Here is a 14818-nt window from a genome sequence, read left to right as displayed (position 1 = left end):
GCGTAGCGGTCCCGGTTCCTGATCTAAAGTCAGGCCAATGATCTCTATACGACTTCGGATCGGGAACCGGGACCGCTACGCGGTCCTTCGCAGGCAAGCCAGCTCCTACAGGATCGTGGGCAGCTTCGAGAAATTCAGCTCGGCATCCACCCGTCATACCAGACCTGCACATGCTCCGGCCGCAGCACATAGTTGCGCATCACCTCGTCATGCAACTGGTCACCCATGCGGTAGCTGGCCTCGGGGTCGGCCAGGTGCATGCGGATCGCCTCCAGCCATTCCTCGGTGGAGTTGCTCTTGACCCGGGTGCAGGGCAGGTAGCCGCGGTAGGCCGCGGTGTCGGTGACGATCACCGGGTAGCCGCAGGCGCCGTACTCGAGCAGGCGCAGGTTGCTCTTGCAGTCGTTGAAGATGTGGAACTCCAGCGGCGCCAGGGCCAGGTCCAGGTTGAGGCTGGACAGCTTGGCCGGATAGGCGCCCAGGCCCACCGGCGGATGGAATTCGTGGATGTACGGGCGCAGCGCCGGCGGGCACATGCCGAAGAAGATCCACTCGACCTCGTTGGCCAGGGTCTTGATCACCTCGGCGATCACTTCCAGGTCGCCGGTATGGCTGGTGCCACCGCCCCACCCTACCCGCGGCTTGCTCGACGTGCGGCGCTGGGCCCGACGCCCGACCCACAGTTCCTCGGCGAGCATGTTGGGCAGCACGCGGATGTCGTGGTGGGTATCGCTCAGGGCATCGGCCAGCGGCTCGGTGGACACCACCAGGCGATCGCAGCGGGCGATGCCGCGGCGCAGCGAGCCCTCGAGGTCGCGCGGGGTGTGCTTGAGGTGGCCGTTCTTCTTCGGCACCTTGATCACGTAGTCGTCCAGCTCGTAGATGACGAAGCCCTTGGAATAGGTCTTCAGGCGCTCGATTTCCTTGATGAACCCCTCGGTGTAGCGGCCCTGGAGGATCGCCACGTCCGGCGCGCTGCGCGCCAGCTCGACGTTGCTGGGGATCTCGAAATACTGCTGCTGGGTGACCCAGCCCGCCGCTTCCAGCTCGGTCAGCGGCTTGATCACACGGTAATGCCCCACCGCGGTCTTGTTCATCGGCAAGGCCAGGACGTGCGGCAGCGAACGCCCGACGAAGGGCAGCCAGCCGTCCTTGAGCCCCGGCTCCAGGCGGAACGCCGACTCCTTGAGGGCCAGGTTGAGGTTGTAGGCCGGGTCGCGGGCGATCAGCGGCATCCAGGCCTGCTGGAAGTTCTCGTGCTGCTGCACCAGGACTGTCTGCCGCTGCGCTTCCTGCTCCGCATCCAGCGCCGGACCGGGCGGACGATCCAGGACCAGGCGCGCCCGTGGCGTCCACACGCAGAGGTAACCGGCCTGGCGCATGCGCAGTCCCAGGTCGACATCGCTGAACGCGGCACTGAAGCCTTCCTCGTTCAGCCCGCCCAGCTCGAGGTACAGCTGCTTGCGCAGCAGCAGGCAGTCGGCGCCGAGGGCGGAATAGTTCTGCGCCACCTGCAAACGCTGCATGTAGCCACCGGCCTGGACCATCTCGCCAACGAACGGCGAATACACCGCGCCGCGCAGGCCCAGGATGCCGCCGGCGTTGACCACCAGGCCCTGGGCATTGCACAGCTCGGCGCCGACCATGCCGACTTCCGCGCGCTGGCCATGGGCGACCAGCTCGTCCAGCCAGTCGGCCTCGGTGACCACCGTGCACGGGTCGAGCAGCAGCAGGTAGTCGCCGCGTGCCTGTTGCGCCGCCAGGTTGACCTGGCGCGGGAACGACGACTGTTCCTGCAGCGACAGCACGCGCAGGCGCTCGCCCATCTGCGCCATGGCCGCCAGCCAGGCGCGGGACGCCTCGCCCTCGCTGGCGTTGTCGATCACCAGGATTTCGTAATGGGGATAGGCGGTGCGCCCCAGCACGCTCTCCAGGCAGCGCTCCAGCACCGCCACCTGATCGCGGAAGCTGACCACCAGGGTCACCAGCGGCTGCGCGGCATGCAGGTAGCGGATCTGGTTGATCGCCGCGCCCGCTTCGTTGTGCAGGCGGTAGTCCACCCCCAGACGGCGCAGGTGCGCGTCCAGCACCCGCGGGTTTTCCGCGACCACCCTGGCCGAGGAAACCCAGGCGGCGAAGCCGAGCGCGGACTCCACCAGCACCTCGGGGATATGTTCGATGGCCTGCGGGCCATGGCTCTCCAGCAGACGCCAGAGCAGGTCATGGGGCGCCAGCTCCTGGTAACCGCCGGCGAAACCGCCCGCCGCCAGACAGGCCGTGCGGGAGAAAGCCAGGACCCGCCCGGTGAAGGGGTAGGCACGCTGCAGGTCGAGGTTGAAGTCCGGCTTGAATACCGGCTCGCTCGACGCCTCGTCATCCAGGCCGCCCTCGTCACCGTAGACGCAGGCGATCTCGGCCAGGCGCACGACGCGCTCGGCCAGCAGCATCAGGCTGAACTCGCTGAGGCGGTCGCCGGCACGCACCAGCCAGAACCAGTCGATGCCTTCCAGCTCGGGCAACAGCTCGTTGAGCTGCTGCGCCCAGTCGCCTTGCAGCGCCCGGCTGATGAGGCCTTCGTCGAGACTGGCGGGCAGCTTTCCCGCCGCCAGCAGCAGGGTCGTCGCGGCGCCATAGCATTGACGACCGATGCTCTCCAGGGTGCGCTGGCGCGCCGGGCTGTCACCCTCCTCGTCGATCACCACCACGGCGATCCGCGGCTGCCAGTCCCAGTGCTCGCTCAGGCGCATCAGGCGGCGCAGCACCAGCGGGTCCTGGCGACAACCGAGCCACTTGCCGTAGAGGTCGGCAAAGGTGTCGCTGTCGTCGCCGACGTGGGACTCCTGGATCGCCTGCAGGCTGCGCAGGACGTGGACCAGGAACAGGTTTTCCCAGACCCGCGCAACGCGGCTGCCATCCACCGGCAGCACATGGATGCGCACCCAGCCGGAAAAGGTCTCGGTGGCCGGCGGACGCGCGGCGAACATATTGCGCAGCCACTGCAGTTCGGTGGCGCGGGCGCCCTGCAGTTCGGCCTGCCGGCGCAACTGCTGCGCATGGACGCGCTCGATGCAGTGCACCTGGGCGGTGACCGCCAGGTTGCCGCGCCGCAGCAGGCAGACGAACAGGGCAAAATCGATATGGGCGTGGAAACCCGCCTCGACCAGGGCCGGCAACAGCTCGCCGAGGTCGCTGGCGCGCATCAGCGTGTTGCTGAAACCACCGATGAAGTTGAGCGGGTTGCTCTCGAAGAAATCCAGCAGGTCATTGCCGTGATAGACCGTGTCGCCCCAGGTGAACCAGCTGTTCTCCAGACGCTGGGACAGGGCGAAATCATCGCCGTCCACCAGGTTGCGGCGGGTGGCGACCAGGCTGACGTCATCGTTGCCGAGGAACAGCTGCATCTCGCTGTCGATGCAGCCCGCCAGCAGCCGGTCGTCATCGCAGAGAAAGCGCACGTAGTCGCCCCGGGCCAGCTCCAGCCCGGCCAGCAGGTTGCGCGGCAGACCCAGCGGCTGGGGATTGCGCTGGTAGTACAGGGGGCAACGGGACAGCGGCTCGAGTTCGTCGACGATGGCCTTGATCTCGTCGTCGCGCCCTTCGTCGCAGACGATGACTTCGAGGTTTTCGTAGTTCTGGGCCAAGGCGCTGACCAGCGTCGCACGGAAGAAACGCGCGCTGTTGGCGGGAATGACGAGACTGACAAGAGGCGCTGGATTCACGACGAAGACTCTCGGCCGGAGACTGCTCTCGGGTGAATCGGAACAGCCTGGAGCCCGGGGAATGACGGATGGAACCGCCGCGCGTCAGAGCGACGACGCGGCGGGAAACGCGGTATTACAGACGGTTGAACAGGCTCAGCTGGCTGATCTTGCTGAAGGCCATCTGCGAGGCCTGGAGCATGGTCTGCTGCAGGGTCAGGCGGGTCATCACCTCGGCCGGATCCGAGTCGCGGATCGACGACTGGGTGGTGGAGTTGGCGATGCTCAGGCTTTCGTTGGCCAGCTCCTGCAGGTCCAGGGCCTTGCCGCGGGCACCGATCGAGGTGACGGTGTAGGCCAGCTGGTTCTGCCCGCTGCTGATATTGGAGATGGCCGCATCGAGGTCTTCGCGCAACTGCTGCTGGCCGGCGGTGCTGCCGTCGATCGGTTTTTCCAGGGCCTTGCGCAGCTGGCTGACGGTATCGAGGATGTTCTGTGTCTGGTGCTTGTTCACCTGCACGCTGTACTGGTCGTTGGCACCCGGCGCCGCGCTGAAGGTGAACTGCACACCGGCCGCGGTAGCGGTCGGCGGTGTGCCGGACAAGGTACCGTTGCCGACCGGACGGCTGTCGGCAGTCAGCGGCTGGGCATACAGCTCGAAGTCGGTGGCACTGGTGAACTTGATCACCGCGCCGCCGGACGGAAAGGCCTTGGCGTACTTGTCGGCGTCAACTACCTGGGTCGAGCTGACCTGGGTGCTGGAGCCGTTGCCCGGGCTGCGGATGCCGGTGATGGTGTCCGGCTTGCTCTGCAGGGTGAAGCTGTGGCCGGCGACCACCGCATCGGGGTTGGTATCGCCCGGCTGCAGGTTGATGTTCAGGCGCAGGTCGACGCCGCGGAAGCTGACCGAACTGCCACCGATGGTGCCCGGGTCGAAGGTGCCGGAGTTGGTCGCTTCGGTGGTGACGTCGTTGCCGGCGCTGTCGGTGATCTTGAACTGGGTGCTGCTGAGCAGGGTCACGGTGTACGGCTGGCCACTGCGGAACTGGTCGTTGTAGCCCACGGCACTGGACATCTGCCCGTCCGTCAGGCGCACGCGGCCGTCATCCGGGGTCGGCGCGGTCAGGGTGGTCTGCGTGCGGTTGGTGTTCAGCGCCTGCTGGAACGCCGTGGCGCCGCTGTTGCCGGCCGCCATGGTGAGCATGTCGCCGACCTGCAGTTGCAGCTCGCCCTCGTCACCCATGTAGGCGTAGGTGCCATCGGCGTTGCGCACGAACGGCTGGGTATCGCCCCGGGACCCGGAGAACAGGTACTGGCCGTTCTCGTCGCGGGTGTTCATCAGGCTCAGCAACTGCTCTTCGAGCTTGCCCAGCTCGGTGGCGGTGGCCTTGCGCTCGGTGTCGGTGAAGGTGGCGTTGCCCGCGCCGAGGGCCAGCTCGTTGACCCGCTGCAGCAGGGTATTGATCGAGTTCAGGGCGGTCTCGGCCTGGCTCAGGCTGTTGCGCACCGAGGTGGTGTTGGTGGCGTACTGCTCCAGCATCGAGCTCTGGTGGTCGAGCTGCAGCAGGCGCGCGGCGCCCACCGGATCGTCGGCGGCAGTGCGCACGCGGATCAGGTCGCTGGCTTCCTCGCCGCTCTTGACCACGTTGGAGTAGTTGCGCTGGTAGTTGGCCGCGCTGGATTCGTAGTACTGGGAGGTGGAAATACGCATGGTCTACGACTCCTTAAAGCGCACTGATCAACGTGTTGAAGACTTCCTGCGCCGCCTTGATGATCTGCGACGAAGCGGTGTAGTACTGCTGGTACTTGACCAGGTTGCCGGCCTCTTCATCCAGCTGCACGCCGGACAGGGAGTCACGCGACGCCTTGGCCTGGGTCAGGATCGCCCCGGTCGCCGAGCTGTCCATCTTGGCCTGCTGGGTCTTGGCACCGACACTCTCCACCAGCTTGCCGTAGGCATCGGTGAGGCTGACGCCCTTGGTCGCGCTGCCGACATCGACGGTCTGCTTGTTCTGCAGCTCCAGCAGGCTCAGGCCGTTGCGGTTGTCCGAGGACGAGGCGCCGGTCAGGGCGATGCTGTAGCTATCCCCCTTCTTCGGCGCGCCGCTGACATCCATCTGCACGGCGATGGTCTTCTGCACGCCACTGCCGTCGAGCACCGGCGCGCCGCTGGCATCCACCATCGGGATGTTCAACTGCAGGGTGTTGCCCTGGCCGGGAATGAAGGTGCCGGGCGCACCGATCGGATCGCCCTTGGCGTTGACCATCTGGTAGGTCTGCGGGGTCACGCTTTCGTCACCGAAGACCAGGCGCACCGGTGTCGAGTGCTTGATGCCGTTCTGCAGTTCCAGGCGCTGGGCCGGATCGGCGATGTCGAGCACCGATTTCAGCACCGGCTGACCGATCACGCCGGTACCGGTGTTGCTGCCGCCGGCGGTGGCGCTCAGTGGAGCGGCCATGGCCAGCTTCTTCGAGTCGGTCATGACCACGTCGAGGTTGGCCGCGCCATTGCGGGTCGGGGTGATCTTGAAGCTGTCGCCGGCGCTGAGTGCCCCGCCTCTGAGGTTGAGGCTGAAACCGTCGATCACCGGCTGCGGCGTGGTGTTGAGGTCGAAGCTGCCCATGCTGGTGTTGTCCGGCAGCTTGCGCACGGTGTAGCCGGTGGCGCTGGTGAAGGTCACCTGGTAGTCGCTGGTACTCAGCAGGCTGGTGTCCTTGATCACCACATCGAGGTTGCCGGAGCCGGCGCTGTTGCCGCTCATGGCGAGGCTGCGCCCGGCCATCGACAGCGCGCTGTTGATGTCGTTGAACAGGGCCGCGCCGAACTCGCCGTTCTTGTCGATGCCCTGGGCCAGCTGGGAGTTGACCTTGTCGGCCATGACCAGGGCCAGACGGCCGATCTCGTTCTGCGCCGGGATCAGGGTGTCCTTGCGATAGCGCAGCAGGCCGCCGATCTCGCCACCGGTGAGGGAGTTGGTCACGTCCACGGTGGAGTTGTTGTAAGCCAGCTTGATCGAGACCTGGCTCGGGTCGGTGGTGCTGGTGACCACGCTCAGGGCATTGACGCTGGTACCCAGGACCAGCGACTGACCGTTGGCCAGGGTGACGTCGATATTGCCGTTGCGGTTGGTGGTCTGCACCCCGACCAGCTCGTTCAGCTGGCGAATGGTTTCATCGCGCTGGTCCATCAGGTCGTTGGGCTGGCCGTTGACCGCGGCGACCTTGGCGATCTGTTCGTTGAGCGAGGCAACGGTCTTGGCCAGGTTGTTGACCTGTTCGGTCATCGATTTGAGGTTGCCGTTGATATTGCTGTTCTGTTCCTTGAACTGCGCGCTGATGGTGTTGAAGCGGTTGGCCAGCGATTCGGCGTTGGTCAGCAGCAGCTGGCGCGAGGCATCGTCGTTGGGCTTGGCGGAGAGGCCCTGGAGCGCGCTGAAGAAGCTCTTCAGGGCACCGGTGACGCCGGTGTTGGCGTCCGACAGCAGGTTGTCCACCGAGGTGATCTGGTTCAGGTACGCGGCGGCATCGCTGTTCAGCGAGGTGCTGGCCTGCAACTGGTTGTCGAGAAAGGCGTTGTACACCCGGCGCACGTCGGCCAGGGTGGTCCCGGAGCCGATGTAGACCTGGCCATAGCGGATCGAACCGGTCGTGGTCTGGACGTTCTGCTGGCGCGAATAGCCGGCCACGTCGGCATTGGCAATGTTGTTACCTGTGGTATGCAGGCCCGACTGAGCGGCCCCAAGTCCCGACATCCCGATGCTGATCAAACTCGCCATGGTTCAAACCTTATAGTTTCGTCGTTGGGCTGAGCGCCGCGTAGCTTTCGTACGACTTCATCTGTTTTGCGATCTGCGAGATCTTGCTGGCGTAGTCCGGGTCGGTTGCGTACCCGGCTTTCTGCAGCTCTCGCACGAATTGTTCTGGGTTATCGGCAGCCTTCACCGCATCTTGATAGCGCGCGTTGTTCTGCAGCAGGCTGACCAGGTCGTGGAAGCTGTCCTGGTACGAGTCGTAGGAACGGAACGCCGCGGTTTCCTTGACGAACTTGCCATCGCGGAACTCGCTGGTGATCGCCCGCGCCGAATCGCCCTGCCAGTTGCCGCTGGCCTTGATGCCGAACAGGTTGTGGCTGCTGCCGCCGTCGGCGGCGCGCATGACCGACTTGCCCCAGCCGGTTTCCAGCGCGGCCTGGGCCACCAGGTAGCGCGGATCGATGCCGATGCGCTTCGCCGCCTGCTCGGCCATCGGCAGCATGGTGGCGACGAAGTCGTCGCTGGAGTCGAAGGCCTTCTTCGCCGGCGCCAGTGGCGGCTGGGCCACGGCACGGCCGTAGATGCGCATCGATGCGCCCGGGGCGGCGAAGGTCTGTGCCGGTTCCCAGTCGCCCTTGACCACCGCGTCGGTCATGGCCGTGGTCCGCCCCGGAATCGCCGCGGTGTTGGTGGTGGCCGCCGCCGCGCCCGTCGATGGCACGATACCGGCCAGCAGGCGATCGGTGAGCTTGCCCGGCAGGGCCAGGCGCCGCGAGTTGAGCGCGGCGACGTCGTTGCGCGTACTGGTCGAGTCGTCGCCGCTGCGCGCCGGCTCGGCCACCTTGCTCGCCCACAGCGCGCGCTGCTGGGTGTCGACCCGCGGGAACGGACTGGTGTTCGGGGCACTGGCCTTCTGCTTGGACAACTGGCGCATCAGCACGTCCTGCAGGCCGATGCCACCGCCCTCGCGGGACAGGCTCACCGCCAACTGCTGGTCGTACATCGACTGGTACTGCTTGGTGGTCTCGGTGTTGAGCGGGTTGTCCTTGGCCAGCACGTCGGTGGCCGAACGCACCGACTTGAGCATTTCGTTGAGGAACAGCGACTCGAACTCCTGGGCCACCTTGCGCAGGTTGCCTTCGCTGTCGCGGTCACCGACCTTCAGCGAGTTGAGGCGATTGAGGTCGGTGTAGGCACCGCTGTCGGCGGTGCTGAACGTCGTGCTTTTCGGCATGTCCATGGGCGCGCGTCCTCAGATCACGATCAGGTCGGCCTGCAACGCACCGGCCTGCTTCAGGGCTTCGAGGATGGCCATCAGGTCACTGGGCGCGGCGCCCACCTGGTTGACGGCACGGACGATCTCGTCGAGCGTGGTGCCCGGACCGAACTTGAACATCGGCTTGGCTTCCTGCTCGGCGTTGACCCGCGAGCGCGGGACCACGGCGGTCTGGCCGTTGGAGAAAGCGCCGGGCTGGCTGACGATCGGGTCTTCGGTGATGGTCACGGTCAGACTGCCGTGGGTCACCGCTGCCGGCGACACCTTGACGTTCTGGCCGATGACGATGGTCCCGGTGCGCGAGTTGATGATGACCTTGGCCACCGCCTGGCCCGGATCGATCTCGAGGTTTTCCAGGATCGACAGGTAGTCGACCCGCTGGCCCGGATCGAGCGGCGCGGTCACCCGTACCGAACCGCCATCGACAGCCTGGGCGACACCCGGGCCGAGCAGTTCGTTGACCTTGTCGACGATGCGCTTGGCGGTGGTGAAGTCCGGACGATTGAGGTTCAGGGTCAGGCTGTTGCCCTGGTTGAAACCGCTGGGCACGGCGCGCTCGACGCTGGCACCGCCGGGAATCCGTCCGGCCGACGGAACGTTGACGGTGATCTTCGAACCGTCGCGACCCTCGGCGTCGAAACCGCCGACCACCAGGTTGCCCTGGGCGATGGCGTAGACATTGCCGTCGATACCCTTGAGCGGCGTCATCAACAGGCTGCCGCCGCGCAGGCTCTTGGAGTTGCCGATGGACGACACGGTGATGTCGACCACCTGCCCCGGCTTGGCGAACGGCGGCAGGTCGGCATGCACCGACACCGCGGCGACGTTCTTCAGCTGCACGTTGCCCGAGCCCGCCGGCACCTTGATGCCGAACTGCGAGAGCATGTTGTTGAAGGTCTGCAGGGTGAACGGCGTCTGGGTGGTCTGGTCACCCGTGCCGTTCAGCCCCACCACCAGGCCATAGCCGATCAGTTGGTTGGAGCGCACGCCGGAAATGCTGGCGATGTCCTTCAGGCGCTCGGCCTGGGCACTGAATGCCGAGGCCAGCAGAAGGGTCGCCGCGACGAGTTGCTTGAAGTTGAGCATGGACGACCGGACCTAGAACGGGAACAGCGGGCTGAGGAAGAAGCGGTCGAACCAGCCCGGCTGACTGGCGTCGGCGAAGGCTCCGGTGCCCGAATAGGTGATGCGCGCATCCGCCACCCGGGTCGACGGCACGGTGTTGTCGGTGGAGATGTCGTCCGCCCGCACCAGGCCGGCGATGCGCACCAGTTCGTCACCGGTGTTCAGGGTCATCCACTTCTCGCCGCGCACGGCGATGATGCCGTTGGGCAGCACGTCGGCCACGGTCACCGTGATCGAGCCGGTCAGGGTGTTGCCCTGGGCCGCCTTGCTGTCGCCCTTGGTCGCCCGCTCGCCGCTGTAGCCGGCACTGAGGCTCAGGTCGTTGCCGCCGATCGGGTTGTTGGTGGTCAGGCTCGAACCGAACAGCGAGGTCAGGCCGATATTGGCGTTGCTGTCCTTGGCCACCTGCGAGCCCGCGTTCTTGCTGGCCTGGGTGCGCTCGTTCAGGGTGATGGTGATGATGTCACCGACCCGGAATGCCTTGCGGTCACCGTACATGTTCTGCTCGAACCCCGCCTGGTAGATCGAGCCGTTGTTGGCGGCCGCCGGCAGGGGCGTACGCGGCAGTACCGGCGCGTAGTACGGATCGTTGGGCTTGGGCGTCGGCGCGACGCAACCTGCCAGCAACACCGCCCCCCCCAGGGCGAAAACGGACAACAAACGGCTCATGACTCTGACCTCACGGTGTAACGGTGAAAACGACTTTGCCCACGTCAATTACAGGTTCTGGGTAACGTACTGGAGCATGCTGTCGGCGGTGGAGATCACCTTGGAGTTCATCTCGTAGGCACGCTGGGTGGTGATCATGTTGACCAGTTCTTCCACGGTGCTGACGTTGGAGTTCTCCAGGGTCTGCTGCATGGTGGTACCGAAGCCGTTCAGGCCCGGGGTGCCGATCTGCGGCGCGCCGCTGGCGGCGGTTTCCAGGAACAGGTTGCCACCCAGGGACTGCAGGCCGGCCGGGTTGATGAAGTCGGCGGTCTGGATGTTGCCGATGATCTGCGCGGCCGGGTTGCCGGCGGTGGTGATCGACACGGTGCCGTCCTGGCCGACGGTGAAGGTCTGCGCGTCCGGCGGCACGACGATGGCCGGCTCCAGGGCGAAGCCGTTGGCGGTGACGATCTGGCCATCGGAGTTCAGGTGGAAGGTACCGTCACGGGTGTAGGAAACAGTGCCGTCCGGTTGCAGTACCTGGAAGAAGCCACGACCGTTGACCGCCATGTCCAGCGGGTTCTCGGTGGTCTGCAGGCTGCCGGTCATGAAGTTCTTCTGGGTGCCGACGATGCGCACACCGGTACCCACCTGCAGACCCGACGGCAGTTCGCTGTCCTGGGTCGACTGGGCGCCTGGCTGGCGTTTCACCTGGTAGAGCAGGTCCTGGAATTCGGCGCGATCACGCTTGAAGCCGGTGGTCGAAACGTTGGCCAGGTTGTTGGAAATGACGGTCAGGTTGGTGTCCTGGGCGGACAGACCGGTTTTACTGACCCAAAGAGCCGGAAGCATGCTGTTCTCCTGGTACGCCTGTTTTACGGCGCTACGCCTGTATCGTTAGCTGATTTGCAAAACCCGAGCCATGGCTTCGTCGCCTTCCTTGGCCGTGTTCATCATCTTGACGTGCAATTCGAATTGCCGGGCCAGGGCCAGCACCGAGGTCATCTCTTCCACGGCGTTGACGTTGCTGGCCTCGAGGAAACCGGACACCACCTGCACGTTGGCATCGGCGTCGGCGGGCTGGCCGCTCTTGGTGTGGATCAGGCCGTCGAGGCCCTTGGTCATGTTCTTCAGGTCGGGGTTGACCAGCTTGATGCGATCGACCTCGGCCATCACCCGCGGGCCTTCGCCCATGGCGCGGATGGTGATGGTGCCGTCCTGGCCGACTTCGACCTTCTGCTCCGGTGGCACGGCGATCGGGCCGCCGTTGCCCATCACCGGCATGCCGTTGCCGGCGCGCAGTACGCCGACCGCGTCAATGTTCAGACTGGCGGTGCGCACATAGGCTTCGCTGCCGTCGGGCGCCTGCACGGCGATGAAGCCGTCGCCACCCACGGCGATATCCAGGTCGCGACCGGTTTCCTGCAGCGCACCGGGGGTGAAGTCGGTCGCCGGGCGCTCGGTCATGGCATAGGCCCGCGCCGGAAAGCTGTCACCGAATACCGGCATCGAGCGCGCCTGTTCGAGGTCGCGCTGGAAACCACTGGTGGAAATGTTCGCCAGGTTGTTGGCGTGGGCCTTCTGCGCCAGCGCGTTCTGGCTGGCGCCGGTCATGGCCACGTAAAGCATCTTGTCCACAGTCATCCTCCGCTGCGCTGGCGAACACTTGCCGTTCACCGCTGCTGTCGTGCGATGAAAGCAATTTTCGATCCAGTTTTTGAACAACCGGGAAAAGGCCCGTGTTTTCGGGACTTTTCCGGTTTTTGGGAAGGCTGTAGCAGAGGGAGAAGACAAATTATCGGCGGTGGCTTTGCCGGTGGCGGCAAGATCCCGCCCTTTCGTCTGCCTTTCGGACCTCATCGCGGGCAACGCCCGCTCCCACAAGGTCCGCGGCGACTCCAAACCCCGTGGGAGCGGGCGTTGCCCGCGATGAGACCCGGAAGAACATCCAGGAGATCAGGGTCGGCAGCCGGCATTGTTGAACGGCCCGGCAAAGCGCTTCCAGCCCTCCCCCGGCGAATGCTGCGAGCACACCAGACGCCCGTCGACCTGGCTTTCCCAGCGAAACCACGGCGCCATGGCCGCCGCAGCCTGGCCCGCCAGCACCGCTCCGAGCAACACCCCAGCCATCAGTCGCTTCATTTTCACCTCACTCAAACGACGAGCCCCCGCCCGAAACGGGAAGGGGCTCGCCTTCACGCTACCCGGCCAGCATCAGGTCATCTGGATGATGGTCTGCATGATGGAGCTCTGGGTGGAAATGGTCTTGGCGTTGGCCTGGTAGTTGGACTGCGCCTTGACCAGCTCGACCAGTTCCTGGGTCAGGTTGACGTTGGACTCTTCCAGGGAGTTGGACGAGATCGAACCCAGGGTGCCGGTCTTCGGCGTGTCGATGCCCGGGCTACCCGAGGCGAAGGTCTGCTTCCAGCGGGTACCGCCCTGCTGCTCCAGGCCCTGCTCGTTGGCGAAGCTGGCGATCGCCACCTGGCCGATGGCACGGGACTGCTGGTTGCTGAAGCTGGCGAACATTACGCCGGTGGAGTCGATGCTCAGGCTGGACAGCAGGCCGGTGGCATAACCGTCCTGGGTTGGCGGCAGGCGCGCGGTATCGGTGTTGTAGGAGGTGGTCGAACTCATGTCCAGACGCACACCGGCGGGGTTGGCGGCGGAACCGTTGGAACCCCAGGTACCGGTCGTGGCGTTGTAGGTCGCCGGAATCCAGCCCTTCACGGTGAAGACGTTGTTGACCACGGAGAAGCTGTCATCCGGAGCCACCGTACCAGTCATGGTGTTGATGCTGCCGTCGGACTTGAAGGTCATGGTACCCACCAGCGGCGTGGTGCTGGCCGGGTTCTGCGGGTTGCGCCCGTCGATCAGGGAGTACATGGTCCAGGTGTTCTGGTCGGTCTTGCGATAGTACTGCTCCAGGGTGTGCTTGTTGCCCTGGGTATCGTAGATCTCGGTCGAGAACTTCTTGGTGTAGGTGGTTTCGTCGGTCGGCACGAAGGTCGGGCCTGGCGGCGTCGCGGTCGGCAACGCAATCGGGGTGGCCTCGGAGTTCAGGTTGATGCCCTGGGTGACCAGGCTGGTGGGCTTCGGCGGCTGCGACAGGGTATCGATCTTGAGGTCGGTCAGGCTGGACGTCAGGATCTTGCCGTTTTCGTCGGCGGCATAGCCCTGCAGGCGCAGGCCGTCGGAGGTGACGACATAGCTGTCCTTGCTGGTCTGGAAAGCACCGGCACGGGTGTAGCTGAGCGAGCCGTTGTCGCTGAGCACGAAGAAGCCCTGACCCTGGATCGCCATGTCCAGCACGTTGCCGGTGTTGTTCACGTCACCCTGGCCGAACTGCTGGGAAATCGCCGCCAGACTCACGCCGTTGCCGACGGTCTTGCTGCCCACGCCCAGCTTGCTCGCCGAGTACACGTCCTGGAATTCCGCACGGGACGATTTGAAGCCGTTGGTGGCAACGTTGGCGATGTTGTTGCCGGTCACGTCCAGTTGCTTGTTTGCCGCATAGAGACCGCTAAGGCCGATATTGAAGGACATCTTTCACTCCTGTGCCGTTAGCCGGCTCTATATACCGATGGTTTGCACTTTGGACAGCGCGACGCTGCCCTGACCGGCGAGATTGAGCATCATCTCGCCCCCTGTCTGACTGATGGTGACGCTGCTCACCGTGGCTGGCAGCAAGGTGTACATTTCCGCCTCCTTGCCATCGACCTTGGTGGTGGCCTTGAACGTGTAGGTACCTGGCGACAGCACCTCGCCCTTCTCGTTCTTGCCGTCCCAGACGAAGGACGCATTGCCGGCCTTCTGCTCACCCAACTGCAGGGTACGCACGACGTTGCCGTCCTTGTCCTTGATGGTCACGGTGGCGCTGCTCACCGACTGCGGCACGACCACCGAACCGGTCATGCTCTTGGTGGTGTCGACCACCGCCTTGTCGGTCTGGGCGATCACCGAGCGACCGACCAGCGACGAGGCCTGCAGGGCCTGGGACGATTTGTAGTTGCCGGAAATCGCGGTGACCGACTCGTTCAGCGTGGTGATGCCTTCGAGGCTGCTGAATTGCGCCAGCTGGGCGACGAACTCGCTGTTGTCCTGCGGATCCAGCGGGTTCTGGTGCTGCATCTGGGTTACCAGCAGCTGCAGGAACGCATCCTTGCCCAGCGTCTTGCCGCCGGTCTTGCTGTTGGTGGACGACGCGACACTGGTCTGGTCGGTGGTGGAAGTTTTCTTGACCCCGGACGCCTTGATGACGTCGTTGAGGTTCGTTGCGGAGGTCGTATCGTTGACACTGGCCATTGGCTCGGTCC

The 14818-nt window shown here is 65.1% G+C and carries 11 protein-coding genes; all 11 read right to left on the bottom strand.

The window, feature by feature from the left end; translation table 11 throughout:
- Positions 1–134 precede the first annotated feature (134 nt).
- Positions 135–3719, bottom strand: coding sequence for a glycosyltransferase (locus tag RTI28_RS01030; RefSeq protein WP_316918727.1), 3585 nt, complete (start codon positions 3717–3719; stop codon positions 135–137).
- A 115-nt stretch (positions 3720–3834) separates the two neighbouring features.
- The gene (locus tag RTI28_RS01025) at positions 3835–5409 is read right to left on the bottom strand and encodes a flagellar hook-associated protein 3 (protein ID WP_316918726.1); all 1575 of its coding nucleotides are present in this window, start codon (positions 5407–5409) and stop codon (positions 3835–3837) included.
- A 13-nt stretch (positions 5410–5422) separates the two neighbouring features.
- Complete coding sequence (gene flgK / locus RTI28_RS01020) at positions 5423–7474, bottom strand: flagellar hook-associated protein FlgK (RefSeq protein WP_316918725.1); 2052 nt, start codon at positions 7472–7474, stop codon at positions 5423–5425.
- A 10-nt stretch (positions 7475–7484) separates the two neighbouring features.
- Entirely contained in the window at positions 7485–8690 is a 1206-nt protein-coding gene (gene flgJ, locus RTI28_RS01015; RefSeq protein WP_316918724.1) for a flagellar assembly peptidoglycan hydrolase FlgJ, read from the bottom strand.
- Positions 8691–8702: 12 nt separating this feature from the next.
- Positions 8703–9812: a flagellar basal body P-ring protein FlgI gene (locus tag RTI28_RS01010; protein WP_316918723.1), complete on the bottom strand. Its 1110-nt coding sequence runs from the start codon at positions 9810–9812 to the stop codon at positions 8703–8705.
- A gap of 12 nt (positions 9813–9824) precedes the next feature.
- Positions 9825–10520, bottom strand: a complete 696-nt coding sequence (gene flgH / locus RTI28_RS01005) for a flagellar basal body L-ring protein FlgH (RefSeq protein ID WP_316918722.1) — start codon at positions 10518–10520, stop codon at positions 9825–9827.
- A 48-nt stretch (positions 10521–10568) separates the two neighbouring features.
- Positions 10569–11354 (bottom strand): flagellar basal-body rod protein FlgG, encoded by a 786-nt coding sequence (flgG, locus tag RTI28_RS01000; RefSeq protein ID WP_316918721.1) that lies wholly within the window; start codon positions 11352–11354, stop codon positions 10569–10571.
- 45 nt (positions 11355–11399) lie between these two features.
- Entirely contained in the window at positions 11400–12140 is a 741-nt protein-coding gene (locus tag RTI28_RS00995) for a flagellar basal body rod protein FlgF (protein ID WP_316918720.1), read from the bottom strand.
- A 318-nt stretch (positions 12141–12458) separates the two neighbouring features.
- Positions 12459–12644 carry a hypothetical protein gene (locus tag RTI28_RS00990; RefSeq protein ID WP_316918719.1) on the bottom strand — a complete coding sequence of 62 codons (186 nt, stop codon included), beginning with the start codon at positions 12642–12644 and terminating at the stop codon, positions 12459–12461.
- A gap of 72 nt (positions 12645–12716) precedes the next feature.
- A complete protein-coding gene (flgE, locus tag RTI28_RS00985; RefSeq protein ID WP_316918718.1) occupies positions 12717–14048 on the bottom strand; it encodes a flagellar hook protein FlgE in 1332 nt (443 codons plus the stop codon).
- A 27-nt stretch (positions 14049–14075) separates the two neighbouring features.
- The gene (flgD, locus tag RTI28_RS00980) at positions 14076–14807 is read right to left on the bottom strand and encodes a flagellar hook assembly protein FlgD (protein ID WP_316918717.1); all 732 of its coding nucleotides are present in this window, start codon (positions 14805–14807) and stop codon (positions 14076–14078) included.
- Positions 14808–14818 lie beyond the last annotated feature (11 nt).

Origin of the sequence: Pseudomonas sp. zfem002 (assembly GCF_032621685.1) — a bacterium.
Lineage (GTDB): Bacteria > Pseudomonadota > Gammaproteobacteria > Pseudomonadales > Pseudomonadaceae > Aquipseudomonas > Aquipseudomonas japonica.
The sequence above is the reverse complement of the archived record's forward strand: the minus strand, read 5'-3'. Positions and strand labels throughout refer to the sequence as shown.

Bases quoted from the DNA above. Each gene is read 5' to 3' on its own strand.
- RTI28_RS01025 (WP_316918726.1), bottom strand. From the start codon at position 5,409: ATGCGTATTTCCACCTCCCAGTACTACGAATCCAGCGCGGCCAACTAC.
- flgK (WP_316918725.1), bottom strand. From the start codon at position 7,474: ATGGCGAGTTTGATCAGCATCGGGATGTCGGGACTTGGGGCCGCTCAG.
- flgJ (WP_316918724.1), bottom strand. From the start codon at position 8,690: ATGGACATGCCGAAAAGCACGACGTTCAGCACCGCCGACAGCGGTGCC.
- RTI28_RS01010 (WP_316918723.1), bottom strand. From the start codon at position 9,812: ATGCTCAACTTCAAGCAACTCGTCGCGGCGACCCTTCTGCTGGCCTCG.
- flgH (WP_316918722.1), bottom strand. From the start codon at position 10,520: ATGAGCCGTTTGTTGTCCGTTTTCGCCCTGGGGGGGGCGGTGTTGCTG.
- flgG (WP_316918721.1), bottom strand. From the start codon at position 11,354: ATGCTTCCGGCTCTTTGGGTCAGTAAAACCGGTCTGTCCGCCCAGGAC.
- RTI28_RS00990 (WP_316918719.1), bottom strand. From the start codon at position 12,644: ATGAAGCGACTGATGGCTGGGGTGTTGCTCGGAGCGGTGCTGGCGGGC.
- flgE (WP_316918718.1), bottom strand. From the start codon at position 14,048: ATGTCCTTCAATATCGGCCTTAGCGGTCTCTATGCGGCAAACAAGCAA.
- flgD (WP_316918717.1), bottom strand. From the start codon at position 14,807: ATGGCCAGTGTCAACGATACGACCTCCGCAACGAACCTCAACGACGTC.